Origin of the sequence: Nitrincola sp. A-D6, assembly GCF_000764495.1 — a bacterium.
In the GTDB taxonomy this organism is placed as follows: Bacteria; Pseudomonadota; Gammaproteobacteria; order Pseudomonadales; family Balneatricaceae; genus Nitrincola.
In genome coordinates this window covers 21,939-48,605 of sequence record NZ_JRLB01000101.1, presented here as the reverse complement: position 1 = coordinate 48,605, position 26,667 = coordinate 21,939, and the positions used below count along the sequence as shown (strand labels likewise).

Below are 26,667 nucleotides of genomic sequence, written 5' to 3'. Positions count from 1 at the left end.
ACTACAAATAGTAATAATAATCATTTGTTATCCCGCTCAGTTCTATGTAAAAATACCGGCAGATGCTCAGATAAACTGGGAAATTAACATGCGGCGCAACACACTGGATCGGCCGGCAACATCAAAGGAATCCATCAATCAGGCCTGTAACTGGCTGGCACGACTATGGCGGATGATGTCACAGAACAAGATCATGCTGCCTGTTTATCCTGGCGTCAGTCAGCACCTGAAAATGAACAGGCCTGGCAACAGGTACAAAAGTTACAACAGCGTTTTCGTGTCGTACCCGACCCCGAAGTTGGCAGCAAATTATTAAGACAGACAAAATCCATTTCTCGCCGCCAGTTTTTAACCTATGCGAGTGTTACCGCTGGCGCTGGGCTACTGGCCACAGAACACTTCCGTACCAACCTTTTCAACTCAACTGACTATGCCACCAATAAGGGTGAAATACAGGACATAATCCTGGCTGACGGTACCCATCTGTTTATTAACACAGCAACTCGGATCGATATAAACTTTACCCCGCGAAAACGCGAAATACGCCTGTATGAGGGCGAAGTCTATATCGAAACGGCGCCCCACCAACTCCCCCTATCCGTAGTTTCACGAGAGGGTAGTCTACGTCCACTGGGTACGCGCTTTTCAGTAAGACTTATGGACAAACAAGCTCGATTAGCCGTTTACGAAGGCCGGGTAGAAATTCAACCCGCCGAGTCTGATGACATCAGCATCATAGAATCCGGACTGGGTGCTGATTTCACCCGTTTTCGGCTGATCAAACGCCAGGCTGTAGAGGCTGCTAATATGGCATGGACCAGGCGAAAACTGGCGGTGGCCAACATGCCATTGCTAGAGTTTGCCGAGGAGTTATCACGTTATCATACCGGCAAGCTACGCGTGAGCCCGGACGTATCATCGCTCAGGGTAACCGGCATATTTTCGCTGCAAGACACAGAACGCATACTCCAGCAATTAACAGAAATTCTTCCGGTCAGACTGCAAGCCTTTACCCCCTACTGGATCACCCTGCTACCGGCGTAATCTTTATAACCGAGATAAAAGCACTGAGATAGTCAGTTGCTTAGCGTCTTATCAAGACTACTTAGGAGGCTGTCCGAGAATATGCGGAAAAGCCGTTTTGGTCACTATTCTCGGACAGCTCCTAGCTTACAGATTCAGGCTTCTTCTTCACTATACAGGTTGACACTGATAGTTGATTCCATCCTCTATCACAGGCTTATTAACAAACAAAGGATACGAATATAAATCATTTAGTTTTTGTTTACGGATTTAGGCTCCTCATCCGGTGTATAGATTACAACTTGATGAGAAACAGCAGGAGTCCATATGTTGTCGCAACCCTTTTCACGACTGAACGTCATCTTGATCGGCCTGTCTCTGGCAGGAATCACCCCATTTTATGCCTTACCACTTGCAGCACAAACCACGGTATCCGATATTCGTGAATTCAATATTCCGGCCGGTGACTTCGACCAGGTACTGAATCGTTTTGGATTAGAGGCGGGCCTGGAGCTTTATCTGAATGGTGCATTACTACAAGGACAAACCAGCCAGGGGCTTCAGGGGCGATACACCGCGCATGAAGGGTTGCGCCAACTATTAACTGATACAGGACTTGTCGCCATCCAACAAGCCGATGGTGCTTACCGGATTGGTTCAGCCACAGCCGTGCAGCAGGAAAGCAGCCTCGCAGACTCGGTACAGCTGGATGCCCTCAATGTGTATGGAAGCGGTTTTACTTTCACGCGAGATGAGCAGGGATACAACGAAGTATTTGATCGGGATATCTCAACCAGCTATATCGGCAAAACAGAGATTGAACGCTATAAAGGTGCCAACCCGGCCGACTTGCTGAATGGTATTGCTGGGGTTTTCAGTGGCGATGCGCGTAACAGTGGTGCGATAGATCCGAACATCCGTGGGATTCAAGGTCCCGGACGGGTGCCGTTGACCATCGATGGTACTGAACAAGCCATCACGGTATGGCGTGGCTACAACGGGGCTACCAACCGCAATTATATTGATCCGAATTTGCTTGGCAGCATTCAGATTATCAAGGGACCGAATCTTGAGCGCAATGTCTACAGTGGTGTGGGTGGTGCCATAGTCGCAAAGACCATTGGTGTTGATGATATTGTCAAACCAGGCGAAGACTTTGGTGCGGAACTGAAGATAGAAGGCAGTAGTGGCTCGGTAAGTCCGCGCGTGCCAGGCTTGTCTACTGGCATGGACTATCGGGATATTTCAGGATTCTCACCGGGCGCAATTGGTTCCCTGGGTGATCCGACACTGCGTGTCGAACCGAAAACCAGCCGCGATTACAACCCATTTTCCGGCGAGGACTATGCCTACCGTCTGGCTTTTGGCAAACGGCATGAAAATTTTGACGCCATGCTGGCCTATGCCTATCGGGAAAAGGGCAACCATTATTCCGGTGAAAACAATGCCGGTTTCTACTCAACTCCCCATAACTCAAGCGGAACAACACTGGCTGAACTCAATCCGCTGCGTGGTTTAGCAATAGGGTTCCCACCCGGAACGGAAGTGATGAATACCTCCAGCACCATGGAGTCCTGGCTAGGTAAACTGACATGGAAATTCAACGATGAGCAGCAGCTCACCTTTACGGCTCGTGATACCGATACCCTCTATGGTGAAGTTATGCCCTCCCGCATCCGCAGTTCGGGTTATGCCAGTGTTCAGGCACAATTCAGTGGCCACTCAGCCACGTTGATGCCAAAGCTTACAGCATGGAATATACACTGAATCCTGAAAGCAACCGCTGGATCGATTTCTACTCCAACCTATGGCATACCGATACTGGCAGTGATACCTACACCGCCGGTGGTTCACCAAACTTTGCTTTTGGTCCTGACGATCCATATATCTTCAATACCGCCCTGCGTAGTCAAGATAATGAACGCACCGGCATCACCCTCAGCAACAAAATGACGTTGCTGGACTCTCTTGATCTCACCCTGGGTGGCAATTGGCAATACGAAAAACTGCGCTCCGAAGGGCTGGAGTATAACCCGGATAGTTGGAACGGCAGCTGGAGCCTTCCTCGGGCTGGCAGTCGACAAGAATGGGAAACAAACTTCAACTTTGACTGGCGACCCACTGACCGACTGAGCTTTACAGCCGGCGCACGCTACTCATCCTACTGGGCATTTGACGACTATCTGGACGAGCAGCAGAAAGCCGGCAATATGGCAACAACAGCCACAGCATACCAGGGGCGAGTGGTTTCTTGGACGGGCGAGGCTGTCTATACCCAGGACGACTGGGATGCTATTTACCAAACCAGTTATGCAAACAATATAGAACTTCTTAATGAGCTTGTTGGCGGGATATGGACCGAAGAGCAAATAGCAACTAGAGCACATCAAAGTGCTACACAAGGGGCCAACCAACAAGTTCAGGTGGGTGAAACATACGACAAAGTATATACCTCAGCCTGGTATCACGACGGCAAAGGTAACTACTTTAGGGCAGATAATCCCTGCGAAAATGGCGAGTTATCCAATGTCGACGACTGTATAGCATGGGAAGAGACACAATCTGGAGGAGAATCAGCCGAAGTTACGGCTCTGCGTGATGAGCTAACCTATGAAGCTGACACCACTGCCAAAACGCAGCGTAGTCACGCCTGGACACCCTTTTTCTCAACCACCTATCAACTAACAGATGCCAGCCGAATTTATTTCCGCTACAGCGAAGCAAAACGCTATCCCAGTATGTTTGAAAGCACTATCGGTTTTTCCTCCAACCAAAGCCCCTACTATGATATTGAGCCGGAACATGCCTATAACTACGAACTGGCCTTTATCCAGGATCTGACTCCCTGGTTAAATGCCGAATATGCCGATTTCAAGCTGGCCTACTTCCAGCACAAAACAAAGAATGTCATTGAACGTGATCGCTGGTGGCGCTTTAGCAATATAGAACAGCAGACCATTCGTGGTGCCGAAATACAGGCACGTTATGACAACGGACGTTTTTTCACCAACCTGGGCCTGTCCTATATCCTGGAAAACGAGGTGTGCGATAAAGCCAGCGCAGAAGCTGCTAACCAGCAGACGGGCCCAGGAGGAACAGCCAGCCTGTCTACCCCAAGGTGCGTACAGGATGGTTTTATCGGCGGCTATCTGTTGACACAAGCCATTCCTGAACTGTCCGGCAACCTGTCTCTGGGAGGTCGGTTTATGGACAGAAAGCTGGAACTAGGCACCCGACTAACCTATTACAAAGCTCACAGCAATCAATACCTTGAAGACTATGTCCAGTACTACGGTAATTTTGGCCTCAATTCGCCTTTTACCTGGGACAACTTAATGATTGTTGATGCCTATGCCAGTTACAAAGTCAACGACAACATCGACATAGAGCTCACAGGTACCAACCTGACCGATCAATATTACGTTGACCCCATTACCCGCTCAATGATGGCCGCGCCGGGCAGAGTGTTAAAGCTCAGCCTGACCATGAATTTTAAAATTAACGAATTAGAGCAATAGCTCTGATAAGCAGGTGGCCATAAATAATTGCTGACCATCTGAATTAACCTTGGAAAGGAGCTTTATCATGAAAATGCAACATCTGTTCAACAAAGGAAAACTGACAGTCGGTATCGCACTGGGCAGCACCCTGTTCATGGCTGGAGCCAGGTTCAGGCAGCCCCTTGGGCGGGCACTCAGAGCGCCGCGGTGAGTGGCTATGAATATATACAGGTCGGTGTATCAAATGTTCCTTTTGGACCTCACTCCTGGAACAATGCTGGCATTGGTATTTCCAACTTCCCGTTACTGGGAACCTCAGCAAAAGTCGATTTTGAAGGGCTAACTGACGGCCTGACGGGGCCAATCTACCATCTGGATTTTCCAATTACTGAGGCACCAGAAACTCACGATGAGCTCGGCATATTCAGCTTTGCACAAGCGGGTGATGGTGATGTCTGGTTTGGTGAATGGTCAGAAAATGGAGAGACTGTAGTCGATGGCACTACCTACAATGGTCGCCAAGTCTACTACCATGGTGATGACGCAGACAGCAACGTAACCACAAACAACCTATTGGGTTCTGTAGTCGATTACAACGTTACTGGTATTAATAAATATACAGAAAATGGTGTTATGCAAGGCACCTTTACTGCTGATTTCGGTACCTTGGAACTCACGGGCTATGTACAAAATACTACATCTAACATCAAATTAGATATCGGGACAGCGGACATTGGGCTAAACACCGCAGCTGTCTCAGGAAATGGAGCAGTTTTCTCTGTTAGTGGTGTTGATGTGGCTACCGGAGGTACTGTTAATGGTCATTTTTTCAACAACCAGGATGCGCTAGCGGGTATAGCGAACTTCGGTGCAGGATCAGACTACAACACCGCTTTTGGTGGTCAAGCACAGTAAGCACTGCCTGAACTACATGGAAGTTGATTAAACAGTGTTTTAACAAGCAAGCGTCTGTTTTCAGACGCTTGCTTTCCCTTTCTCTACCGAAGCCAGATTATGTTACCTGAATCACATCTATTGTTTGTTTCGTCACGAAAAATGGCGATTGTGGCTGTATTTTTTATCAGCCTGTCAATCGGTCAGAAGAGTTGGGCGGATAATCAGGATACCTCTTTACGCCTGAATCAAAGTATTGATCTGCAGTCACTCCAGCAGGAACGACAAATCCTTGAGGATGAAGATTACCTAAGGGGTGAACGCCCAACACTCACTCTCGACGGTAAAACCTACACCATCAAACATGATGTGAATGATGTAGGCCGTGCCTTGTATTTATCGATTCAACAAAAACAGTGGCCCGCCGTGGTATATTTTTTAGAAGAATATCGGACGTTTCCTGCAGCAGATCCCATGCTGATTGCCTATGCCCAAGGCTCACTCGCCAGATTACGGGGGATATGAGACAGGCCGAAACCGAGTTTTCTATCCTATTGGTGATTAATCCTGACTTCTTGCTGGGTCAGTTGGAACTGGCGCGGGTGCTGTTTGAAAACCGTAAAGATGCTGAAGCCAAGCGGATGTTCCAGCAAATTGCTCAAACCCTCAACCCGGACGATGAGCGCCAGCAAGGTGTACTCAAAACTATTGATAGTTTTTTGCAAGCTGTGGATAAACGCCAATCCTGGCAAGGTTCCCTATCCCTGGGCCCAAATTGGTCAGACAATCTTAACCAATCATCGGAAAGCTATACCTGCCTAATGTATTACAGTTCCATATGCCTGTTTGAACGTAAAACGCCAGATGCTATCAGATCCGAAGGCCTCGAGTATGAAATGACTTTAAACAAACGCATTGCTCTTTCTGGGCATCACGGCTTGTATTTTCGTTCATTACTCTTCGGCCAAAGCTATAAAAACCATTCAGCCTACAACGAAAGCCAACTTAACGCCCAGTTCGGCTACAGTTACCATACGCTGCGCAACCAGTTGTCACTGGCACCCTCCTTCGAATATTCACGTTATGGTAACGAGTCCCTCTATACCGCCTGGGGGCTGCATGGGGAATGGCTGCATTATCTGACCGACAAAGTGATGTTCAAGCTGGAAACAGACTACAAAGATCAGGCATACAGCAAAGACAACCTTGCATCTCAGTATGATGGTTATACCGGATCAGTCTATGCTACCGCCTGGTACGCGCTACCAAACAACTGGACCCTGTTTGGCGGCCTGGACTGGACTCGTAAACAGGCGGAAGTAGAGCAAAATGCCTATGAACAAATCGGCCTCAGAGCCGGAGTTGCCAAGACCTTTAATCAGCACGTCAATGCGGTGTTTTTTGCATCTGTACGTGAGCGCGAACATGATGCATTCAGTGCGGTATTTGCTGAGCAGCGAAACGATGTGGAACAAAATTATACCGCTATCCTGCGTTTTCCTGGCCTTGCTGTATATGGCTTGGAACCCAACCTGACCTTCAAGCACCGCAAAGTAAATAGCAATATAGACTGGCTGTACTCCTATGACCGCAACAGTGTCAGCTTGAAACTGGAAAAACGTTTTTGAATACTAGATCTAAAAGTGAGAGTTTTATGCGACAACGTCATCTTAGTTTATTGATCCTGAGCTTATTATTTTTAAGCCTGCAGTCGCATGCCAGTACAACAGACTGGCAAGCCTTGGCAGTCTCAGGCAACTCAGGCCTATCAACACGGAGACTATCAACAGGCGCAACAGGCGATACAACAAGCCATACGTGTGTCTGAAAAGGCTGATAATGGCGATGCTACCAAGCCAGTAGTTTAAATATGCTCGCCTATATTTATGCTGCACAAGGGCAAATTGATCAGGCTTTGGAGGCGATCTCCGAGGCCGTGCAACTGAGTAATCAGGCGTCTGGCGAACATCAGGAGCAGTTGGGTCAGTTACTATTCAACCAGGGGCAGCTATTGCAACAGGCCAACCGCTTTGAGCAGGCCAGGCAGGTTTATCAGCAGTCGATTGAGCGTTACCTCACGCTAATGAATACTGGCGAGGGCAAGTTGTGGCAGGCTGTATTGGCACAAGCGCAGATGCTAATGGAAGAACATCAATATGCCGAGGCAGGAAATCTAATCAACAATGCCTTAGTAGGCTTTGCAGAGACGGAGCACTATCATCCTCAGCCCAGCTCCGCATCGGACACGGCGGATTTACTATTACTGCTGGCACAGGCACACACGGCGCAGCAGCAACCGCAACAAGCCATTAATGCCTTGGAACAGGCCAGTCAAGCCTTACAGCAGAGCTCGCAGCCAGATAATGAACGCCTGCTGAGTGTGTTGGAACACCTGGCGAATGCCTATGATGATGCGAATCAACAAACCCAATCCACCCCCATACGTGAACAGGCCTTATTGTTGCGCCAGCAATACAGCGAACCGAGCCTGGCCAGTGTTATGCATCTCAATGAACTGGCACTGCGCCATCAGTTGAATACCAACTACCAACAAGCCGACAGTCTGTACCAACAGGCACTTGAGCTACTGTCTGAGTTGAATAAAAGTGAATCCATTGAGCAGGCACTGATTCTGGGTAACCTGGCCAGTCTGAAATTGTCACAGAAAGATAATGCCGCGGCCTTGGCCTTATTTGAGCAAAGCCTGTTGCTGCATGATCAGTTGAATCTGCGTCCGCTGGAAGCATCACAAATAGCCAGCTATACGGCAACACTGTATTACAATCAGCGGCACTATGCGCAAGCTGAGCCACTGTTTCTGAAAGCCTTGGCGTTGCTGGACAGTACCCCATCCGCGAATGAGGACAGCCTGTTGGTGGCATTGGATAATCTTACGGCCCTTTATACTGCCTGGGGAAAACCCGGCAAGGCAAGGCCTTATAGCAATCGGGCTACAACAGTAAAAAATAAAACGAAATAAAACAAAATAAATATAATTCTGAAGTATTTTTTACGGAAATCATCATTTCATTCGGTATACAGGGTATCTTCACCCTATAATTTAATGGATATGATGATGACCCAAACAACTGAATCTGAAGCGCTCTCGATGTATCTGAAAGAAGGGACCAAGGCAATACATGATCAACTGGATCACAGCATTATGCAGCTTAACCCATTTGCCGATACTGCCAGTTATCAAGGTTTTTTACGTATGCAACTGCGGCTGCACTCAGCAAGTGAAGCTGTTTACCAAGACAAACAGATAAACAATCTTATCTCTGGAGCACATCAACGCAGCAGACTGAACGCTGTTCTGCAGGACTGTAAGGATTTAAATATATCAACTGATCTGCTACAAATTGATCATAAAAAAGGACAAGAGGTGAGTATTAACGGTGTCTATGCTGGCCTGGGTTGGTTATACACTATCGAAGGATCGAACTTGGGTGCCGCTATTCTACTCAAGCATGTTAAAAATTCACTGGGCTTTTCTGAGACCTTTGGTGCCAGACATATGACTGCTCACGCTGATGGCCGGGCTGCGCACTGGCGTGAGTTCAGGGCATTACTTGATAATTTAATGCTGACTGACCCGCAAAAAAAGCAAGCGCTGGATGCGGCCAAACAGGCTTTCCATTTTGTTACTAAGTCAGTCGATCAAATTATGTCTATTAACATAAAAGAAGTGGCTGGCTAATGCTAAAAATAGCATTATGGCGCCTGTTGGCATTGTTTTTTATCGCATTGGCCTTTATCGGTGTCATCTTGCCCGGCTTTCCAACCACAATATTCGTGCTATTAGCCGTTTGGGCTTCAGCCAATGCCTGGCCAAGATTACACGCCTGGCTATTAGCGCATCCACGATTTGGCCCTCTGATCAGCCAATGGCAAACACATCGGGCTATCCCTCGTCGGGCCAAGTGGATAGCTGCTCTGAGTATGCTACTCAGCACATTTTTGCTGTTTTCCAGTAGTGCACCCTTATGGGTTAAATGTGCGGCACCGACCCTCATGGCGTTGGTGATGATTTGGTTAGCTAGCCGACCTGAAATGCCAAAAACCTGCCCAATGAAAATTAAAACGAAAGTCATTAATCCTGAATGATATCCGCCATGCAGGCCTGAAGTGCTTTGGCAACATATTTTTCCACAGATGAAACCGAGACATTCAAGCGTTTTGCAATGTCTTTATAGCTGAGATTATCTAACTGTCTTAGCAACAATGCCTCACGCATTTTATCAGGTAAGCTGTGCAGCAGCGCATCGATACTGACAAGTGACTCTATCATCAGCACATGCTCTTCAGCCGATGGTGCATAGCTCTCCGGCAGCTGTAACAGATACTGCTCATAGGCTTTTTCAACCTGTTTACGACGATACGTATCGACCAACAAGCCTTTGGCGATATGGGTTAAAAAGCGTTTGGACTCATGTTTCTGAGGTAGATAGCCACAAGTCAGAATACGCATATAGGTATCATGTATGAGGTCAGCCGTGTCATCCGGACATCCAAGACGTCGCTGGATAAAGATGGACAGCCAGGTGCGGTTTTCAAGATACAGCTGCTCTACTTCTTGCGCATGCTGTGTACTAATAGCCGTCATGAACAATTGCTCCGATAGGCCTTCTTAAATGATATTAGTTATCATTATTATTAATATCGGCATCTGATGCAAGTGTTTCTGTTTTTCTGCCAGAAAAGTGATCTGCGCTAAAGCAGAGAGCTATTTTAAATAGCCGGCGCAATAAGCTCTTGGGAAATTTTCTCCAGCATAAAGGTTTCCCGTTGAATCGACTGCCCCATGGTTTTCTCCTGGGACGACATAACCCGACGGTTGTGATTCATCGCCTCATCAACAGTGACCCACACAGGCTTCATGCCATTAGCAATCTCATAACTTTCCATGCGTACACCTTCCAGTTCTGGCGCTACATCGCAGACAAAGAAATGCGATGTCATATGCATCAGATCATATTCCGGCTTCCAATGAGGGCGATATTCCTCAATAAAGCCAAAATGCGCCTTGACCTGAACATCGCGGGCGCCGGTTTCTTCCTCTAATTCACGCTTCAGGGCGATATGAATATCTTCGTCCTGGTCAACACCACCACCCGGCAAACTGAAATCGTTATAACGCTCAGTGAATAGCATAAGAATCTTATCTTCACGCAGCACTATGCCACGGGCAGCATGACGCCGGAAAATACGCCCTTCACGAGTCGCAAGCTCAGGATGAATTAGTTCTTTCAGAAGCTTCATAACGGTAATCCGGTGGGGAATTAAAAAGTCGTGATTCTACCAGTCCGTATATGAAACTGCACCTGCGAAGGGGCTGATCCATGAGGTTGGGTTATCCAGGAGGATTACCCATTAACCTATCCGCCAGTTCAATAATTTCCGGCCCCATCACCACGCGCTCTTGCCAGCGGGTAGGAATACCGTCCAGTCCGTACCAGGCACCGGCGATCTGTCCACAAACGGCGGCCGTGGTGTCGGCATCATCGCCCAGATTGGACGCGGCCAGCACCGCTTCACTGAAGCTATCCGTGTGATAAAAACACCAGAGGGCGGCCTCCAGGCAATCGATAACGTAACCGCTGCCTTTAATCTCGTTGCGGCTTTTATGCCGGTAATGCCCTTGTTGTATGGCCTTAACCTTGACGGTTTCGGGGTGGTATAAATCGCAACTCAGCAGAGACTCACGAACTTCGCTGGTACCCGCATAGGCCTGGTGAAGCAGGGCAGCAAAGTAACGACAGGCATCGATGCACTCTTTAGCACCATGCGTGGTGCGCGAGCTTTCGCCCGCAAAATACAGCACTTGCTCCGCATCGGGGCTGAAGTACATCACCACCGGCGCCAGGCGCATCAACGAACCATTGCCCGCCGAAAAAGGATCACCAGAACCCGCCAACGGGTTGCCCGTGCGCCGATAACAACTGATGGATTCAGAAACAGTGGCCCCAATATCAAAGCAACGACCATTGCTGCTCATGTAGCCATTAGATCGCCAGTCACAATAGCGACGCATCTGGTCTTCGGCATCAAACCCTTGGCAGTCCGACAAAGAGTGAGCCAGGCACAGTGCCATAGAGGTGTCATCCGTCCACTGGCCGGGTTTGAGCAAAAACGGCCCACCACCGACCATATCGGTGATGGGGTCAAAACTACCGCGCTGACAAAACTCGAGGGTGGTGCCGATGGCATCTCCAACCGCCAGCCCAAGCAGGGAGCCGCGATAGCGTTGCTGTCGGTCAGACATCGTTTTTTCTCCTGCTGATTATCGTAAAACCCTTTATACTGTACGGGATCTAGCTAATAGAGTGACACCCATCTTGACCTACCGCAATCACCTTTTTGCCGCCCCCTCAGCTCTTGAGCTGGCAAAATCAACCAGTGGTGAGGCCACCCTGCCCGCATGGGCACGACGCTCCATCAACCGCTGCAACCTGCCGCCAGTGATTCTCGGCAGCCTGACGTTTCAGCAGCAACCCGCTCCCCTGTTGATTGACGGGGTGCATGCCTTGCACCAGAACTTTTTCCAAGCAATGGATGGGTTAGCCGAACCCACCATACGGGCGCTGCATTTTCGCCAGTACATGTGTTCGGCTTTCCTGCTGGATCAGGTGGAGCATGCCGGTGCCGATCCGCAACAACGTGTAAAGCGCCATAAGGCGGATTACCTCAGACTGTTGCGCGGCTGGCTATTTAATGCCGATGGCAGGGAAGCGGCGGTACTGAAACACTGGGTTGAATCACGCTTTGGGCTCTTGCCACGCAACCATCGGGGATCACTCAAAGACATCAACAGCCCCTGTTATGCCGCCTATCTGGCTGATGTGTCGCGCGGGCTCTACAACGCCAATGCCCTGGAGGCACAACTGGACCTGCTTTACAGCTTCTGCCAATACGAGCTGAAGCGGCGTTTTCCAGCGCAGCAACACTGGCTGCTTTATCGTGGCATAAATCGGATTGAAGCCCACGAGCTGCTCAACCGAAATGAAGCCGGTCATTATCAGCTTGTGCTGAATAATCTCAGTTCTTTTAGCAGTGACCGAGACACCGCCAGCGCCTTCGGCGATGCCATTCTGGAAACCCAGGTACCCGGCGCAAAACTCCTCTACTTTCCCGGCCTTTTGCCCGACATTTTACAAGGAGAACAGGAGCATCTGGTCATAGGCGGGGTGTATCAGGTTCAGTTGAGCTGGTGGTGAAATAGATCAGAGTTGGATCGCACTGAAAAACACTTGACTGAATGATAATTATTTGCATTAATAGTAGTCGTATTAATTAAATGGTTATTTTGATCAGGAGAACTCAAATGGCACAAGTGGGTCTTTTTTTCGGTACTGACACTGGCAATACACGCAAAATTGCCAAACTCATCAAGAAAAAACTAGGCGATGCTGTTGCAGACCCTATGAATATTAATCGTGTTTCGGCGGCAGACTTTGCGTCTTATCAGCTGCTCATTCTGGGAACACCCACCCTGGGTAGTGGTGAATTACCGGGTTTGACCGCGGGTGGTTCCGAAGCAAGCTGGGAAGAGTTTCTTCCTTCGATTGAAGATGCAGACTTCACCGGAAAAACCCTGGCCCTGTTCGGTCTGGGTGATCAGGTGGGTTATCCGGATGAATTTGTCGATGCCCTGGGTTTTCTGTATGACTTCTTCCAGACCAGAGGAGCCAAACTGGTGGGAAGCTGGCCAGTAGATGGCTATGATTTTGCACTATCAACAGCCGAGCGAGATGGTGAATTCGTTGGCTTGGTGTTGGATCAGGACAATCAGCGTGAGTTGACTGACGCACGGCTGGAAGAATGGTTGCGGGTGGTAGTGATGGAAATGAACCTACAGATCGAGGTGACAGTATGAGCCAGCCTAAAGCCACCCCACTGGTTCGGAAAATCGAAGAACTGCCCGTTGAACTGGAAGCTTCGCTTGCCCGCTCCCTGTATTTGCTGTCCCGAATCGTGACAGAGGGCCCTTGTGCGGGTCGCATGAAAAACCTGCTGATGCAATTCGAGCGGGTCAAGACTCATCCTGATGTTGGACAACAATTGCAGGAAACTGTTATGGGCCTGGAACAGCAGTGGCAGCAAATCTATGCGGAGCGCCTGACCAATCATGCCGGTCAATGCAATTGCGCAGAGAAGAAGGTGCATTAAAGGAGCAGGCCCTGTGCGACATGTGCCCGAGGCATTAGAAGCCTATATCGGTAAAGAAAACCCCATGAAGCTATTCGTGCCCATGGGATCATTGGAGACCCTGTAAGTAACTATCTCTGCCTTGCTACACGCAATGAATATCATGAAAAATACCGTTGAGGATGTAGATGGTTTCCACAGCACGCAGTGCAGTGACATATTCGTAACGATGACCGTTGCCGACGACACCGAGGATACGCACACCCGGGCCTGGGCCGGGGTAAGGATGGCGGTAGACGACGATCGAATAATTGCTTGGCCCTGATGGGGGGTTAATGTTTGGTGACTCAAGTGCGTAAGTCCGTAAGTCCCTAAGTCCGTAAGTATATACCGCAGATTTCCTACGTATAACTGCTTTCATAATTGGTCAGTTAAACGGATAAAAAGCTAACGACTGATCTGTCATTGTTTTATTCCTGCCCAATATGGGTGGTGTTCCCAAAACAAACACAACAGGAATAAGACAATGAATAAACTTGTAAAGGCTGCTGCCCTCTCTGCAGCTGTGTCTGGACTATTCTTCGCCTCTTTTTCACACGCTGAGGAAGAGGTTTATAACCTTAAGCTGGCTGAAACCTGGGGTCCGAACTTCCCGATCTTTGGTGATGCTTCCAGAAATATGGCTGAGATGGTTGAGAAGATGTCCAATGGCCGGCTCACCATCCGCATTGATTCCGCCAACCGCCATAAAGCACCTTTGGGTGTTTTTGATATGGTTAAAGCAGGTCAGTATGATATGGGTCACTCTGCGTCCTACTACTGGAAAGGCAAGGTTCCGAATACCCTTTACTTCACCAGCATGCCATTTGGTATGAATGCACAGGAACAGTGGGCCTGGTTTTATCATGGCGGCGGTATGGAGCTGATGCAGGAAGTGTATGAGCCGCATAACATGCTGTCGTTTCCGGGGGGTAATACGGGTAACCAGATGGGTGGCTGGTTTCGTAAAGAGATCAAATCTCTGGAAGATCTTCAGGGTTTGAAAATGCGGATTCCCGGGTTTGCAGGCGAGGTTTTCGCCGAAGTGGGTGTTAGCCCGGTCAACATTCCCGTGGGAGAGCTCTACACGGCACTCGAGCGTAATACCATTGACGCCCTGGAGTGGGTGGGCCCCGCGCTGGATCTTCGCCTTGGTTTTCAGCAGATAGCCGATTACTACTACACAGGCTGGCACGAGCCTGCCACCGAACTTCAGTTCATGATCAATAAAGAGGTATGGGAGAGCTTGCCTGCTGATCTGCAGGAAATTCTGCGCGTCGCCATGCGTACTGCCTCTTATGACATGCTAACCCAATCTGTGCATGCCAACGCTGAAGCCTGGGCGTCAATCAGTGAAGACTATCCTAACGTACAAGTCAGAACTTTTCCGGACGACATCTTCGAAGCCATGGTCGCGGCAAATGAGAAAGTTCTGGAAGAGTATTCCAGAGATAACGAGCAGGGCCAGCGTATTATTCGATCGCAGCAGGAGTACCTGGAAAAGACACGCGCTTATACCAACATCTCCGAGCGCGCCTACCTGAACACCATGTTTGAATTGGAACGATAGCGTTTGAGAGCCAGACCTTCGTCGGAAGGCCTGGCTCTGTGGTGTCTAGAACGAACCTCCTATTAAAGCTGACTGATCCGGAGGGGTGCTCCGGTAAGAGGTATTACTATGCGCTGGTTAATTGCTGTGGATAACGGGTTGGGGGCCATCTCGAAGGCATGTGGGTTTCTCGCAAGCATTGCCTTTATCCTGATGATGTTGAATGTCTTCTACGATGTGCTCGCCCGCTATGCGTTTAACGAAGTCTCCATTGGCATGCAGGAAATGGAGTGGCATCTGTATGCTTTCGTCTTCCTGATGGCTATACCCTATGCGATGAGAACAGATGGTCATGTACGTGTGGATATTCTGTACTCTGGTTGGAGCGAAGCACGCAAGGCCTGGGTCAACCTCATCGGAGCGCTCTTATTTGCGCTTCCCATTGCAGCACTCATTGCCTGGTTGGGTTGGAGCTACATGCTTGATGCCTATCGTATGGGCGAGGGCAGTGCGGACCCCGGTGGCCTGCCTTACCGGTTTATCATCAAAGGGCTTATTCCCGCTTCCTCCTTCTTCCTGGCCATTTCCAGCCTGGGCATGGCGACCTTCGCCCTGAGAGTGCTTGCACGGGAATCTACCTATGAAGGCCAAACAGGCGCCGGAGGTCTGGCATGATTGGCATGGTGATGTTTTTGGTCTGTTTGCTCATGCTGTTGTTTGGCTTCCCGGTTGCGTTCACCTTTGGCGGCGTTGCCCTGATCTTTGGTCTGATTGCCGAGGGTCCGCAACTCTTTGCGTTTATGCCTTACCGCATTATGAGCATCATGCAGAACACGGTATTGATGGCGATACCTCTGTTTATCTACATGGGCATTGTGCTGCAACGTACCCGGTTGGCCGAACAGTTGCTGGAGGCGATGGGCCGGTTGTTTGGCCGGCTACGCGGTGGCCTGGCCATTTCCACTATTCTGGTTGGTGCCTTGCTGGCCGCGTCTACCGGTGTGGTGGGCGCCAGCGTTGTCGCCATGGGTCTGATTTCATTGCCGGTCATGCTGGCTAATGGATACGACAAGAAGCTCGCCTGCGGTACGATCTGTGCTTCAGGTACCCTGGGGCAAATTGTCCCACCGTCCATCATCCTCATTATCCTTGGCGATGTTTTGGGCTTACCTGTGGGGGATCTGTTCAGGGCGGCTGTGGTTCCAGGTGTTGTGTTGGTCGGTCTGTACGTAGCCTACATACTCTTTGTGAGCTGGAAGTCTCCTGACTCTGCGCCGGCCATGCCACAGGACAGCGAGGACAGCCGCGCTCAGGAAATCGGTAAAGCGCTGATCGCCATCATCCCGCCACTGGCGCTAATAGTGGTGGTGCTTGGCTCTATTTTTGCGGGCATCGCAACACCGACCGAGTCTTCTGCTCTGGGTGCCGTGGGTGCTTTGATCCTGGCAACGGCCTATCGGCAGTTCTCCTGGACGATGATGTGGAACAGTGCTCTGGATACTGTCAAGGTGACCGCCATGGTATTCGCCATTCTGGTTGGGGCTACCGCTTTTTCAATGGTATTCAGCTATACCGGTGGAGACTATTTGCTGGAAGAGTGGATGCTACAACTGCCGGGTGAAAAATGGGGCTTTCTGATACTGACGATGCTCATCATCCTGATTCTGGCTTCTTCATCGACTTCGTTGAAATCTCCTTTATCGTGGTACCAATTTTGGCTCCAATCGCTGAACTTCTTGGCATCAACATGCTCTGGTTTGCCATTCTGATCGCGATGAACCTGCAGACAAGTTTCCTGACGCCGCCCTTCGGGTTTAGCCTTTTCTACCTTAAAGGGGTTTCCCCACCCCAGGTAAAAACGACTGATATATACCGCGGGGTTACGCCTTTCATTGTGCTGCAGATATTGGTGCTGATCTCTATCCTGATCTTTCCCGCATTCTTTGGGATGTCATCTACCTGAGGCCGGTATTTCAGGTGCGCAAGGGTTCCGGTCATGTTCGAAAGGCCGGAACCCAGCCACCATACCTTACTGTTCACCGGGTACCATTTGGATGACACTTGCTGGCACTTTGTATAAAGTGCTTATGACAGACTGCCAATAATAATAACCAGGGTATTCGTCATGTCGTTAAGAACCAAATTGATCCTGTTTGCCCTGATCCCGTTACTGGTCGTCACTGCCATATTCTCGGCAGTGACGTTGCATCAGGGAAGCATACTGGCCGAGCGGGAGCTTCAGATTTTTGAGCAGAACCTGCGGCGCTCTAAAGAAACGGCGTTGAAAGACTACGTCTCCATCATGCGTACGGCGATAGACTTTATCCGGCAGAGCTCCAGCAGTGATGATGAAGCCAGAGACAAGGTCGTTTCCCTGATGCAGGAAGCATCATTTAGTGAGGACGGTTATTTCTATGCCTACACCTACGATGGCCTGAATCTGGTGCATGCCGCCCAGCCAGCCCTGATTGGACAGAACCTGATTGATTTTCAGGATAGCAATGGCAATAACCTGATCCGTAACCTCATACGAATAGCTGAAGATGGTGGTGGCTATCACCAGTATTTATGGCAACAGCCTTCAACGGGTAACGAGGTCGATAAAGTCGGGTATGTCGAACAGATTTCGGACTGGCAATGGATGTTTGGCACGGGTTTGTATATTGACGACATAGCCTCTGAGATGCGCTTAATTGAAGCCGGGGTGGATGCCAATGTCAAACAGACCCTGCTGGCGATCCTGGTTGCGCTGATGATATCCATAGGTGTCGTCGTTTTCGCATCCGTTATTTTTAACGTCCGTGAGCATCGCCTGGCTGATCAGAACCTTAAAGAGCTCAGTCACAAAACAGTTCAGCATCAGGAGGAGGAGCGCCGCCGGGTCTCCCGTGAACTGCATGATGGCATCAACCAGCTTCTGGTTTCGGTAAAGTATCAGCTGGAAACGGCCATGACCCACATTCCAACTGCTGACACAATCGCCCATGAATCACTGGTTAAAGGCACAGAGGGGTTGAACCGGGCAATACAGGAAGTGCGGCGTATATCCCATGATTTACGCCCCAGCGTACTGGATGATCTGGGGTTGCTGTCGGCGGTCAAACAATTGCTGAATGACTTTCACGAGCGCAGCGGCATCAAGATGGATGTTGATATTCAGGCAATCACCAGCGATATCAGTGAGGAAGTAGCGACAACCATCTACCGCATTATTCAGGAAGCGTTGTCGAATATCGAAAAACACGCTGGGGCCACGCGATTGGTATTGGGGTTGGAGGAAGACGCGGAAGGGTTGCTCTTGAGTATTGCTGACAACGGTGTGGGCATTGCTGAAAAGGGTGCTTACGCCAACAGAGGTATAGGGTTGCGTAACATGCGGGAGCGTGTTGAGTTCCTGGGGGGAGAATTCAGGGTTTCTTCCCGGCCAGGGAGCGGTACGCGCATCTTTGCCTCGTTCAATCAATTTCAGGCCTAGTTGAGCTTCACTGAAACGAGCCTGATTCTTTTAAACCTGACGGTAGCCACTTTATGGAACCATCTGAATCTGTCATTAAAGTCTTGTTGGTTGATGATCATATCCTGGTGCTGGAAGGCCTTAAAGCAAGGCTGAATCAGGAAGTGGGAATTACCGTTGTCGGCCAGGCTAGCGACGGTCAGGAAGCGCTGGAAATGCTAAAAACGCTTGAGCCGGACGTCGTCATGATGGATGTCAGCATGCCTAATATGAACGGTATCGAGACAACAAAGGTTTTTCAGGATAAGTATCCCGATCTAAAAGTACTGATTCTCAGTATGCACGATAACCGGGAATACATATCTCAGCTTATGCTTCACGGTGCCAAGGGTTATATTCTAAAGGATGTCTCTGCAGAAGAAATGGTTCGGGCCATTCGCAGTGTTGCAGACGGTGCTACCTACATTTGCCGGGCTGCTACCGAGACACTGTTCCACCAGGCAGTGAGATAGACCGTTTGGAAAGTAAACTGACACGCCGCGAACAGGCCATACTGTCCAGGGTGGCCAGGGGGCTCAGTAGTAAAGCCATATCCAGTGAATTGAATATCAGTGTAAGAACGGTGGAGACGCATCGACAGAATATTAAATCCAAGCTGCAATTGAGTACTACCGCAGAACTGACCAAGTACGCCTATGATCAGCTACTGATCTGATTCAGAGCAACTTATATAGTTCGTACATTGTCCCGGGGAACGGTTAGGATACCCAAGGGTTAATTATGTCTACGCCTGCCGCTTCAAAGGGGCTGACATCTCGCGTGGCAACCATCATGCCGTTGGCGGCGGCAGTCGCTGCGATATATCCATCGGCGGTGCCAGTTGCCAAACCCACCGCCCGGGCCTTCGACATCAACTCGCTATAGGCTTGTGATGCCGATATATCGAACGGAAGCACCCGCCCAGCGAACAGCGGCAATATCTGCTTTTCCAAGCTCTCTTGCAGCCTGTCCCGGCGTTTACCGGTTGGCAGTGAAGCCATTCCGAAACGCAGCTCGGCCACGGTAATCGCTGACAGATACAGCGTTTCAAGCGCCTGCGCGTCGATCCATTCGATCACCCGACTTTCGGGGGCCTGACGCAAAGGCTCCGAAATGACATTGGTATCCAGGATAATCATTCAAACGTCATCGGCTTAGCAGGGGTCTTGTCACGCACCTGCTCGATGATCGCAAAATCTTCATCCGACAACTTGGCTCGGCGGCCAATCTCGGCCAGCAGCGTCCCCAATTGCTTGCGGCCCTGTGGCTTCACCGCGTTTGCCAGTATGTCGCGAATTTCCGCCTCGGCGCTGCGCCCATGCTGGGCAGCCAGTACCCTCAGGGCGCGGTGTACCTCGTCCGGTACGTTTCTGACAGTGATAGATGGCATTGCTTTCATTCCTACGTTTGCTTTACATGATTGCATTTTAGTATATTGCAATCAATACACAAATATCAGCGCCCGTAAATCTTCGTGGGGGATTTCTGTCAGCTTCTGATTGCCGAATTTCGTTTCCAGCTCTCGCGTATAAATCGAGCGGCGTATATCACGCTCAAGCGGTGCTTCCCACTGCCATCAGAGACCCAAAACTGCCAGACATAAAAAAAGCCCATTAAAACATGGGCTTATTGCTTATTTATTGCCAGTTAATGCCAGCCACTGCCTAACGTGTGATCACTCCCACTCAATCGTAGCTGGTGGCTTACTGGACACATCATAGGTCACCCGCGACACCTGGGCGATTTCATTAATAATGCGCCCAGATACAGTTTCCAGAAACTCATACGGCAAGTGTGCCCAGCGAGCGGTCATGAAGTCGATGGTTTCTACAGCACGCAGGGCGATGACGTATTCGTAACGACGGCCGTCGCCGACTACACCAACGGATTTGACTGGCAGGAAGACGGCGAAGGCCTGGCTGGTTTTATGATACCAATCAGCTTTGTGCAGCTCTTCAATGAAAATCGCATCGGCTTCGCGCAGTATATCGGCGTATTCTTTTTTCACTTCACCGAGGATACGCACACCCAGGCCTGGGCCGGGGAAAGGATGGCGGTAGACCATATCGTATGGCAGGCCCAGTTCCAGGCCGATTTTGCGTACTTCATCTTTGAACAGTTCGCGCAGCGGCTCAACCAGTTCCATTTTCATATCATCTGGCAGACCACCAACATTATGGTGGGACTTGATCACATGCGCCTTACCGGTTTTGGAGGCGGCCGATTCAATCACATCCGGATAGATGGTGCCTTGGGCCAGGAAGCCGCACTCGGTCAGTGTCTGCGCTTCTTCATCAAACACTTCTATAAAGGTGTTACCGATGATTTTGCGCTTGGCTTCGGGATCAGCCTGACCAGCCAAACGCCCCAGAAAACGCTCTTCGGCATCCACGCGAATCACCCGTACACCCATGTTGCGGGCAAACATTTCCATGACCTGGTTGCCTTCCTGCTTGCGCAGCAAACCGTTGTCGACAAACACACAGGTCAGCCGATCACCGATGGCCTGATGCAACAGCGCCGCCACAACCGATGAGTCGACTCCACCAGACAAGCCTAACAGTACTTTGCTATCGCCGACCTGTTCACGCACCTTGCTGATCAGGTCATCTATAATATTCTGTGCTGTCCACAGGGCTTCCGCACCGGATATTTCACGCACAAAACGCTCCAGGATACGCATACCCTGTTTGGTATGGGTTACTTCCGGATGGAACTGCACGGCATAAAAGCCGCGCTGCGGATCACACATAGCGGCAATGGGTGCTGATTCTGTTGATGCAATGACATGGAAGCCTTCGGGTAATTCGGTTACCTTATCGCCATGGCTCATCCACACATCCAGTGACAGCGAACCATTATTACCTATATGGTCTTCAATGCCTTCCAGAAGACGGCTGGGGCTATCAGCCAGTTTGACTTGTGCATAACCAAACTCACGTTTTTCAGAACAACTGACCTTACCACCTAACTGCTCAGCCATGGTCTGCATGCCATAGCAAATCCCCAGCAGCGGGATTCCCATTTCAAAGACTTCAGCCGGTGCACGTGGTGAATCCAGCTCGGTTACAGACTCAGGTCCGCCAGCCAGAATAATCCCTTTGGGAGCAAAGTCACGAATCGCTTCCGGCGTCATATCCCAGGGGTGAATTTCACTGTAAACACCAATTTCCCTGACACGCCGTGCAATCAGCTGCGTATACTGGGAACCGAAATCCAGAATCAGAATACGTTGCGCGTGAATATCTTTACTCATCTTTGCTCACTCCGGCAAATGGTCTGTGGTCAGTGCAAAACAAGACCGCTGTATAACGAAAAATGGGGCGGCAAGCGCCCCACTGATCAATAGGTTAAATAAATTAACTAACGCGGTAGTTCGGTGCTTCTTTGGTAATACTGACATCATGCACATGGCTTTCAGTGATACCGGCATTGGTAATACGCACAAAAGAAGGCTTGGTACGCATCTCTTCCACTGTCGCACAGCCGGTATAACCCATGGAGGCCCGTAAGCCACCCATCAACTGATGCACCACATTGTGCATCGGTCCTTTACAGGGCACACGTCCTTCAATACCTTCCGGTACCAGCTTTTCAACACCGGCTTTGGCATCCTGAAAATAACGGTCAGACGAACCAGTCAGACCGGACATGGCGCCCAGGGAGCCCATACCCCGGTAGGACTTGAATGCCCGCCCCTGGAACAACTCCACTTCGCCGGGGGCTTCATCTGTACCCGCTAACATAGAGCCAACCATCACCGCTGAGGCACCGGCTGCAATTGCTTTGGACAGATCACCCGAGAAGCGTATACCCCCATCGGCTATCAGCGGCACACCGTAGTCTTTTAAGGCTTCAGCCACATTGGCTACAGCACTGATCTGAGGCACACCGATACCGGCAACAATGCGCGTAGTACAGATTGAACCGGGGCCTATACCTACTTTAACACCATCAGCACCGGCTTTCGCCAGCGCAATGGCAGCATCGGCTGTAGCGATGTTGCCACCGATCACCTGTACCTGGGGAAAGTTCTGTTTGATCCAGGCAACGCGGTCGATTACGCCTTTGGAGTGCCCATGTGCGGTATCCACAACAATCACATCAACACCGGCATTAACCAAGGCTTCAACGCGTGCAGGTGTTTCTGGACCTGTGCCTACAGCCGCGCCAACAATCAACCGGGCCTTGCTATCTTTCGCCGCATTTGGGAAAGCCTGGGCTTTATTCATATCTTTGACTGTCATCATGCCGGTCATGTGAAAGTTATCATCCACCAGCAGAATTTTTTCAATGCGATGTTCGCGTAACAATTCACGAATAGCCTGGGGATCGTCGCCTTCTTTCGCTGTCACCAGATGCTCTTTGGTGGTCATGATACTGGAAACACGCGCATTCATATCACTTTCAAAACGTACATCACGGCTGGTGACGATACCCACCAACTCATCACCATCAAGTACCGGGAAGCCGGAAAAACCGTGGCGCTGGGCCAGGTTACGCACTTCACCTACAGTGGTGTCAGGTGTACAGGTGACCGGTTCAGACACCACACCGGATTCATATTTTTTAACCCGACGCACTTCTTCAGCTTGTTGCTCTGGCGTCAGGTTTTTGTGAATAATTCCTATGCCACCTTCCTGTGCCATGGCGATTGCCAGACGCGCTTCCGTGACAGTATCCATCGCGGCTGAAACCAAGGGTACATTCAGCACAATTTCTTTCGTCAGGCGGGTTCTAAGTGACACGTCTTTTGGCAGTACTTCAGAGTACCCCGGAATCAGTAGTACATCATCAAAAGTGAGCGCTTCTTCAACGATTCGCAACATGATCAGCCAGCCTGTTTGTCTTGGAAAATTAAGCACGTTATTTTACACCAAAGCCAGGCTTGTCTCAATCTGAACACTCATATCTGCAGCGCTTAATCCAGGGTTTTACTCTACATCCCGGAGACACTACTATAGCGGCATGAATAATCAATCCAACACCGCCTTATCCGTCAGTCAGTTAAACCGCGAAGCGCGACGTTTACTGGAGCACAGCTTTTCCATCATTCGTGTGGAAGGTGAATTAAGCAATTTTGCCCGGCCAGCTTCCGGGCACTGGTATTTTACTCTCAAGGATAGCCAGGCTCAGGTTCGCTGCGCCATGTTCAAAAATCGCTCACAACTGATCAGTTTTCGTCCTAAAGAAGGCGACCAGGTCATTGTTACAGCCAAGGTCAGCTTGTATGAAGGGCGAGGTGATTTTCAGCTGATTTGTGAACAGATGATGCCTGGCGGTGAAGGTCAGTTACAGAAAGCCTATGAAGCGCTCAAGTTACAACTCAGCGCCCGCGGTCTGTTTGCCGATGAACGCAAAAGGCCCCTACCGGCTCACCCGACCTGTATCGGTGTTATCACTTCGGCTTCCGGAGCCGCCATCCATGATATTTTGCATGTGCTGAATCGACGCTTTCCTGGCTTACCGGTTAACCTCTATCCGGCCGCGGTGCAGGGAGCTGAAGCCGCCGATCAATTGGTTAAGGCATTGGCGCTAGCTAATCGGCATGGTGAGTGTGATGTATTGATTATCGGGCGTGGTGGTGGCTCATTAGAAGACCTCTGGCCCTTCAATGAAGTGCGTGTCGCCGAAGCCATTATTGCATCGAATATCCCGGTGGTATCGGCCGTAGGACATGAAACAGATACCACTATCAGTGATCTTGTGGCTGACTACCGTGCACCCACGCCGTCAGCCGCCGCGGAAATCCTCAGTCCGGATCAATCACTATTGCGCCAGCGTCTGCAACAAACCGCTAACACGCTGCAATGGCACCTGTCCCGAACCCTGCAGCAAGCACGACTGCAGCTGCAAAATAACCGCAAGCGCCTCAGACATCCAGGTGAACGATTACAGGACCAGTACCAGCGACTGGACCGGCTGGAAATGCAGCTAAGCAAACAACTCAGCAGTCGACTGCGGCAAGAAGAACAGCGCTTGAATGGCTATTCTCAACGTTTGCTGCGCCGCAATCCGGCTCAACAATTACCTGAGTGGCAACAGCAGCTGCAGCAGTTACAGCAGAACCTGGTGCTGCGTATGAAGCGCTGCGTGTTGGCTCAGCAAACACAACTAAAACACACCGCCCTGCGTCTCAATGCCGTCAGTCCACTGGCTACATTGGAGCGTGGTTTCAGTCTGCTACTGGATGAGGATGAAAAAATCATTCGTCACTGCAACCAGGTAAAACCCGACGACTTGATTACCGCGCGCCTACAGGATGGTGATATTACCTGTCGGGTTATCGAACCCCAACCCTCTGAGAGTCTTTCAACATGAAACTGCATTTTCAGCGCAGCGGACAAGGTACGCCACTTGTGATCCTGCATGGATTATTCGGCACTCTGGAAAACTGGGGCGCCCAGGTTAAAGTGCTCAATCAACATTTTGATGTGATTGCCGTTGATCTGCGTAACCATGGCCGCTCACCACATAGCGCCGATATGAGCTACCCGTTAATGGCCGCCGATGTGCTTGAGCTACTGGATGATCTGCAACTGGATCAGGTGGATATGATCGGCCACTCCATGGGCGGCAAGGTGGCGATGCAACTGGCGATGCACCAACCGCAACGCATCAATAAACTCATGGTTGTTGATATAGCCCCGGTCAGCTATGCACATGATCATGATGAGGTGTTCAGCGGACTTTTCAGTGTCAAGCTTGAGCAACTGCACTCCCGTAGCGATGCCGATACGCAATTGAAACAACATATCGACAACCCGGCGATACGCGCTTTTCTGCTGAAAAATCTTTACCGTAACCAGGACAAAGCCTTTGGCTGGAGAATGAATCTTGACGCGCTAAAAGCCAATTATGATGCGATTGCTGCCGCTCCGGAAGGATCACCCTTTAGTGGGCCGGTTCGTTTCATTAAAGGGGGACAGTCGCACTACCTGCAACCGGAATACAGCCAGAAAGTTAAGCAGTTGTTTCCAGATGCGGATGTGAAGGTGATTGCGGATGCAGGGCACTGGCCACATGCAGAGAAAGCAGCGATTTTTTCGCGTTTGGTAATAGAGTTTTTCAGCCAGGTCAGGCTTGACTGTCCAGCAGACTGCCGGGCGCATTGAGATTTTGTAACGCGCCAGTCTCAAACAGGCGCTTGTTCAATTCGCTCAGCTTATCCTGTATCTCCGCCAGGTCTCTGGCAAATTCACGCAACGACTCGGCGGTACGCTCTCTTCTCTCACGCTGCTCTTCAGCGATCTCTTCACGGCGGGCCTGCTGAGCTTCAAACTCATCGATCACTTCTGCCATACGGCTGGCACCAGCATCGTCCTCTTCAGCAGTTTCATCTGCCGCAATGATTTCCTCCGACTCAGTCTGGCCCATCATCACTGCAGCATCTGCATCCTCTATATCAGCCGACTCACGCTCCGTCTCAGTCTCTGATAACGCATCAATAGATTCATCATCACCCTGCAACGCGTCCTGTTGCTCACGTAGAAGTTCGGCACGCGCTTCCGCCGCCATCGCTCTGGCTGACGCGGCCACACGCATATCCTGCGGAGATGGCTCAGCAGGCGCCAACGCTGCGCGCTCTATTCTCTCTGCTTTCTGTAAGGTGGCTTCAGGATCACCAGGTACGGACGAAGTATCAATACTGACTTCGCCCCCAACAGCGTACATCACTTCATCGGGACCGCGTTCAAAGGTATAGGTTGCTCCGCCGGTATACTGACCACCCGCTGCCTGATGCGCCATTTCGTGCTGACGTACTTCACGATCTCGTGCAGCTAACTCACGTACAACAGTTTGCTCAGTTTCCTGCTGCTGTCGATTTTCACTGGCTGAAGTAGAAGAACCCGCTGCTACCCGACGACCAGAGTCTGATTGCACAGTAGCATCCGTTATTGTGACTGGTCCGGTTGTAGCTGTAGTCTCAGCCATAGTCGCGCGCTCACGAAAGAGGCCACCGTAAGCATTAAGTCCCGGTGCTATGGATGAGTTAGAAAAGCCATTGACTTGCATGCAAT

29 protein-coding genes and 1 pseudogene are annotated in these 26,667 nt (G+C 50.2%); 22 read left to right on the top strand and 8 right to left on the bottom strand.

What is annotated here, in order from left to right; translation table 11 throughout:
• The first annotated feature begins 165 nt into the window (after positions 1–165).
• From LH51_RS16440 to LH51_RS16410, 11 genes are all read left to right on the top strand, one after another.
• The gene (locus LH51_RS16440) at positions 166–1,044 is read left to right on the top strand and encodes a FecR domain-containing protein (RefSeq protein ID WP_052063871.1); all 879 of its coding nucleotides are present in this window, start codon (positions 166–168) and stop codon (positions 1,042–1,044) included.
• Positions 1,045–1,350: 306 nt separating this feature from the next.
• Positions 1,351–2,790: a TonB-dependent receptor gene (locus LH51_RS21705; RefSeq protein WP_052063870.1), complete on the top strand. Its 1,440-nt coding sequence runs from the start codon at positions 1,351–1,353 to the stop codon at positions 2,788–2,790.
• Entirely contained in the window at positions 2,775–4,541 is a 1,767-nt protein-coding gene (locus LH51_RS21700) for a TonB-dependent receptor domain-containing protein (RefSeq protein ID WP_052063869.1), read from the top strand. The genes LH51_RS21705 and LH51_RS21700 overlap by 16 nt, the downstream gene beginning before the upstream one ends.
• Positions 4,542–4,608: 67 nt before the next feature.
• On the top strand, positions 4,609–4,734 hold the full coding sequence (locus LH51_RS23735; protein WP_268746591.1) for a hypothetical protein: 126 nt from the start codon (positions 4,609–4,611) through the stop codon (positions 4,732–4,734).
• On the top strand, positions 4,731–5,438 hold the full coding sequence (locus tag LH51_RS16430; protein ID WP_052063868.1) for a Slam-dependent surface lipoprotein: 708 nt from the start codon (positions 4,731–4,733) through the stop codon (positions 5,436–5,438). The genes LH51_RS23735 and LH51_RS16430 overlap by 4 nt, the downstream gene beginning before the upstream one ends.
• A 99-nt stretch (positions 5,439–5,537) precedes the next feature.
• Positions 5,538–5,942, top strand: coding sequence for a hypothetical protein (locus LH51_RS21695; RefSeq protein ID WP_200882048.1), 405 nt, complete (start codon positions 5,538–5,540; stop codon positions 5,940–5,942).
• On the top strand, positions 5,939–7,045 hold the full coding sequence (locus LH51_RS16425) for a surface lipoprotein assembly modifier (RefSeq protein WP_200882047.1): 1,107 nt from the start codon (positions 5,939–5,941) through the stop codon (positions 7,043–7,045). The genes LH51_RS21695 and LH51_RS16425 overlap by 4 nt, the downstream gene beginning before the upstream one ends.
• 87 nt (positions 7,046–7,132) lie before the next feature.
• Positions 7,133–7,285, top strand: coding sequence for a hypothetical protein (locus LH51_RS21690; protein WP_200882046.1), 153 nt, complete (start codon positions 7,133–7,135; stop codon positions 7,283–7,285).
• A 2-nt stretch (positions 7,286–7,287) separates the two neighbouring features.
• Entirely contained in the window at positions 7,288–8,397 is a 1,110-nt protein-coding gene (locus LH51_RS16420) for a tetratricopeptide repeat protein (protein ID WP_036524211.1), read from the top strand.
• A gap of 96 nt (positions 8,398–8,493) precedes the next feature.
• The gene (locus LH51_RS16415; RefSeq protein WP_036524271.1) at positions 8,494–9,117 is read left to right on the top strand and encodes a biliverdin-producing heme oxygenase; all 624 of its coding nucleotides are present in this window, start codon (positions 8,494–8,496) and stop codon (positions 9,115–9,117) included.
• Complete coding sequence (locus LH51_RS16410) at positions 9,117–9,524, top strand: YbaN family protein (protein ID WP_036524208.1); 408 nt, start codon at positions 9,117–9,119, stop codon at positions 9,522–9,524. Before LH51_RS16415 ends, LH51_RS16410 begins: the two co-directional genes overlap by 1 nt.
• Here the strand turns inward: LH51_RS16410 and LH51_RS16405 are convergent.
• The 3 genes from LH51_RS16405 to LH51_RS16395 all read right to left on the bottom strand — a co-directional run bounded on the left by LH51_RS16405 (position 9,511) and on the right by LH51_RS16395 (position 11,682).
• A complete protein-coding gene (locus LH51_RS16405; RefSeq protein WP_036524205.1) occupies positions 9,511–10,023 on the bottom strand; it encodes a sigma-70 family RNA polymerase sigma factor in 513 nt (170 codons plus the stop codon). The two genes, LH51_RS16410 and LH51_RS16405, sit on opposite strands and share 14 nt — an antisense overlap.
• A gap of 125 nt (positions 10,024–10,148) precedes the next feature.
• Positions 10,149–10,679, bottom strand: a complete 531-nt coding sequence (locus LH51_RS16400; protein WP_036524203.1) for an NUDIX domain-containing protein — start codon at positions 10,677–10,679, stop codon at positions 10,149–10,151.
• Between the two features lie 91 nt (positions 10,680–10,770).
• Entirely contained in the window at positions 10,771–11,682 is a 912-nt protein-coding gene (locus LH51_RS16395; RefSeq protein WP_036524200.1) for an ADP-ribosylglycohydrolase family protein, read from the bottom strand.
• 61 nt (positions 11,683–11,743) lie between these two features.
• On the opposite strand from LH51_RS16395, the gene LH51_RS16390 reads away from it, so the two are divergent.
• The 9 genes and pseudogenes from LH51_RS16390 (at position 11,744) to LH51_RS24495 (ending at position 19,322) form a co-directional block, all read left to right on the top strand.
• Positions 11,744–12,634: an NAD(+)--dinitrogen-reductase ADP-D-ribosyltransferase gene (locus LH51_RS16390; protein WP_200882045.1), complete on the top strand. Its 891-nt coding sequence runs from the start codon at positions 11,744–11,746 to the stop codon at positions 12,632–12,634.
• A gap of 107 nt (positions 12,635–12,741) precedes the next feature.
• Positions 12,742–13,293, top strand: a complete 552-nt coding sequence (locus tag LH51_RS16385) for a flavodoxin (protein ID WP_036524197.1) — start codon at positions 12,742–12,744, stop codon at positions 13,291–13,293.
• The gene (locus LH51_RS16380; RefSeq protein ID WP_036524194.1) at positions 13,290–13,586 is read left to right on the top strand and encodes a hypothetical protein; all 297 of its coding nucleotides are present in this window, start codon (positions 13,290–13,292) and stop codon (positions 13,584–13,586) included. Before LH51_RS16385 ends, LH51_RS16380 begins: the two co-directional genes overlap by 4 nt.
• Positions 13,587–14,091: 505 nt before the next feature.
• Positions 14,092–15,174 carry a TRAP transporter substrate-binding protein gene (locus LH51_RS16375; protein ID WP_036524191.1) on the top strand — a complete coding sequence of 361 codons (1,083 nt, stop codon included), beginning with the start codon at positions 14,092–14,094 and terminating at the stop codon, positions 15,172–15,174.
• A gap of 138 nt (positions 15,175–15,312) precedes the next feature.
• The gene (locus tag LH51_RS16370) at positions 15,313–15,828 is read left to right on the top strand and encodes a TRAP transporter small permease subunit (protein ID WP_235263796.1); all 516 of its coding nucleotides are present in this window, start codon (positions 15,313–15,315) and stop codon (positions 15,826–15,828) included.
• A pseudogene (locus tag LH51_RS16365) lies at positions 15,825–17,116 on the top strand (TRAP transporter large permease). Before LH51_RS16370 ends, LH51_RS16365 begins: the two are co-directional and overlap by 4 nt.
• Before the next feature lie 162 nt (positions 17,117–17,278).
• Positions 17,279–18,628 carry a cache domain-containing protein gene (locus LH51_RS16360; RefSeq protein WP_036524187.1) on the top strand — a complete coding sequence of 450 codons (1,350 nt, stop codon included), beginning with the start codon at positions 17,279–17,281 and terminating at the stop codon, positions 18,626–18,628.
• A gap of 53 nt (positions 18,629–18,681) precedes the next feature.
• Positions 18,682–19,119 carry a response regulator gene (locus LH51_RS16355; protein ID WP_327125401.1) on the top strand — a complete coding sequence of 146 codons (438 nt, stop codon included), beginning with the start codon at positions 18,682–18,684 and terminating at the stop codon, positions 19,117–19,119.
• 5 nt (positions 19,120–19,124) lie between these two features.
• Positions 19,125–19,322, top strand: coding sequence for a response regulator transcription factor (locus LH51_RS24495; RefSeq protein ID WP_327125399.1), 198 nt, complete (start codon positions 19,125–19,127; stop codon positions 19,320–19,322).
• A gap of 43 nt (positions 19,323–19,365) precedes the next feature.
• Here the strand turns inward: LH51_RS24495 and LH51_RS16350 are convergent, their stop codons facing one another.
• From LH51_RS16350 to guaB, 4 genes are all read right to left on the bottom strand, one after another.
• The gene (locus LH51_RS16350; protein WP_036524185.1) at positions 19,366–19,785 is read right to left on the bottom strand and encodes a type II toxin-antitoxin system VapC family toxin; all 420 of its coding nucleotides are present in this window, start codon (positions 19,783–19,785) and stop codon (positions 19,366–19,368) included.
• The gene (locus LH51_RS16345; RefSeq protein ID WP_235263795.1) at positions 19,782–20,045 is read right to left on the bottom strand and encodes a FitA-like ribbon-helix-helix domain-containing protein; all 264 of its coding nucleotides are present in this window, start codon (positions 20,043–20,045) and stop codon (positions 19,782–19,784) included. Before LH51_RS16345 ends, LH51_RS16350 begins: the two co-directional genes overlap by 4 nt.
• Positions 20,046–20,321: 276 nt before the next feature.
• On the bottom strand, positions 20,322–21,902 hold the full coding sequence (guaA, locus tag LH51_RS16340; protein ID WP_036524183.1) for a glutamine-hydrolyzing GMP synthase: 1,581 nt from the start codon (positions 21,900–21,902) through the stop codon (positions 20,322–20,324).
• Between the two features lie 103 nt (positions 21,903–22,005).
• Positions 22,006–23,475, bottom strand: a complete 1,470-nt coding sequence (gene guaB / locus LH51_RS16335) for an IMP dehydrogenase (RefSeq protein WP_036524181.1) — start codon at positions 23,473–23,475, stop codon at positions 22,006–22,008.
• A gap of 139 nt (positions 23,476–23,614) precedes the next feature.
• On the opposite strand from guaB, the gene xseA reads away from it, so the two are divergent.
• Complete coding sequence (gene xseA / locus LH51_RS16330; RefSeq protein WP_036524179.1) at positions 23,615–24,967, top strand: exodeoxyribonuclease VII large subunit; 1,353 nt, start codon at positions 23,615–23,617, stop codon at positions 24,965–24,967.
• Positions 24,964–25,761, top strand: a complete 798-nt coding sequence (locus LH51_RS16325) for an alpha/beta fold hydrolase (RefSeq protein ID WP_052063867.1) — start codon at positions 24,964–24,966, stop codon at positions 25,759–25,761. Before xseA ends, LH51_RS16325 begins: the two co-directional genes overlap by 4 nt.
• On the opposite strand, the gene LH51_RS19525 is transcribed toward LH51_RS16325, so the two are convergent.
• Positions 25,724–26,662, bottom strand: coding sequence for a putative metalloprotease CJM1_0395 family protein (locus tag LH51_RS19525; RefSeq protein WP_052063866.1), 939 nt, complete (start codon positions 26,660–26,662; stop codon positions 25,724–25,726). The two genes, LH51_RS16325 and LH51_RS19525, sit on opposite strands and share 38 nt — an antisense overlap.
• Positions 26,663–26,667 lie beyond the last annotated feature (5 nt).

Bases quoted from the DNA above. Each gene is read 5' to 3' on its own strand.
- LH51_RS16410 (WP_036524208.1), top strand. From the start codon at position 9,117: ATGCTAAAAATAGCATTATGGCGCCTGTTGGCATTGTTTTTTATCGCA.
- LH51_RS16355 (WP_327125401.1), top strand. From the start codon at position 18,682: ATGGAACCATCTGAATCTGTCATTAAAGTCTTGTTGGTTGATGATCAT.
- LH51_RS16345 (WP_235263795.1), bottom strand. From the start codon at position 20,045: ATGAAAGCAATGCCATCTATCACTGTCAGAAACGTACCGGACGAGGTA.
- LH51_RS16380 (WP_036524194.1), top strand. From the start codon at position 13,290: ATGAGCCAGCCTAAAGCCACCCCACTGGTTCGGAAAATCGAAGAACTG.
- LH51_RS16350 (WP_036524185.1), bottom strand. From the start codon at position 19,785: ATGATTATCCTGGATACCAATGTCATTTCGGAGCCTTTGCGTCAGGCC.
- LH51_RS21695 (WP_200882048.1), top strand. From the start codon at position 5,538: ATGTTACCTGAATCACATCTATTGTTTGTTTCGTCACGAAAAATGGCG.
- guaB (WP_036524181.1), bottom strand. From the start codon at position 23,475: ATGTTGCGAATCGTTGAAGAAGCGCTCACTTTTGATGATGTACTACTG.
- LH51_RS19525 (WP_052063866.1), bottom strand. From the start codon at position 26,662: ATGCAAGTCAATGGCTTTTCTAACTCATCCATAGCACCGGGACTTAAT.
- LH51_RS16360 (WP_036524187.1), top strand. From the start codon at position 17,279: ATGTCGTTAAGAACCAAATTGATCCTGTTTGCCCTGATCCCGTTACTG.
- LH51_RS21700 (WP_052063869.1), top strand. From the start codon at position 2,775: ATGGAATATACACTGAATCCTGAAAGCAACCGCTGGATCGATTTCTAC.
- xseA (WP_036524179.1), top strand. From the start codon at position 23,615: ATGAATAATCAATCCAACACCGCCTTATCCGTCAGTCAGTTAAACCGC.
- guaA (WP_036524183.1), bottom strand. From the start codon at position 21,902: ATGAGTAAAGATATTCACGCGCAACGTATTCTGATTCTGGATTTCGGT.
- LH51_RS23735 (WP_268746591.1), top strand. From the start codon at position 4,609: ATGAAAATGCAACATCTGTTCAACAAAGGAAAACTGACAGTCGGTATC.
- LH51_RS16385 (WP_036524197.1), top strand. From the start codon at position 12,742: ATGGCACAAGTGGGTCTTTTTTTCGGTACTGACACTGGCAATACACGC.
- LH51_RS16440 (WP_052063871.1), top strand. From the start codon at position 166: ATGGCGGATGATGTCACAGAACAAGATCATGCTGCCTGTTTATCCTGG.
- LH51_RS16405 (WP_036524205.1), bottom strand. From the start codon at position 10,023: ATGACGGCTATTAGTACACAGCATGCGCAAGAAGTAGAGCAGCTGTAT.
- LH51_RS21690 (WP_200882046.1), top strand. From the start codon at position 7,133: ATGCCAGTACAACAGACTGGCAAGCCTTGGCAGTCTCAGGCAACTCAG.
- LH51_RS21705 (WP_052063870.1), top strand. From the start codon at position 1,351: ATGTTGTCGCAACCCTTTTCACGACTGAACGTCATCTTGATCGGCCTG.
- LH51_RS16425 (WP_200882047.1), top strand. From the start codon at position 5,939: ATGAGACAGGCCGAAACCGAGTTTTCTATCCTATTGGTGATTAATCCT.
- LH51_RS16420 (WP_036524211.1), top strand. From the start codon at position 7,288: ATGCTCGCCTATATTTATGCTGCACAAGGGCAAATTGATCAGGCTTTG.
- LH51_RS16415 (WP_036524271.1), top strand. From the start codon at position 8,494: ATGACCCAAACAACTGAATCTGAAGCGCTCTCGATGTATCTGAAAGAA.
- LH51_RS16325 (WP_052063867.1), top strand. From the start codon at position 24,964: ATGAAACTGCATTTTCAGCGCAGCGGACAAGGTACGCCACTTGTGATC.
- LH51_RS16395 (WP_036524200.1), bottom strand. From the start codon at position 11,682: ATGTCTGACCGACAGCAACGCTATCGCGGCTCCCTGCTTGGGCTGGCG.
- LH51_RS16400 (WP_036524203.1), bottom strand. From the start codon at position 10,679: ATGAAGCTTCTGAAAGAACTAATTCATCCTGAGCTTGCGACTCGTGAA.
- LH51_RS16375 (WP_036524191.1), top strand. From the start codon at position 14,092: ATGAATAAACTTGTAAAGGCTGCTGCCCTCTCTGCAGCTGTGTCTGGA.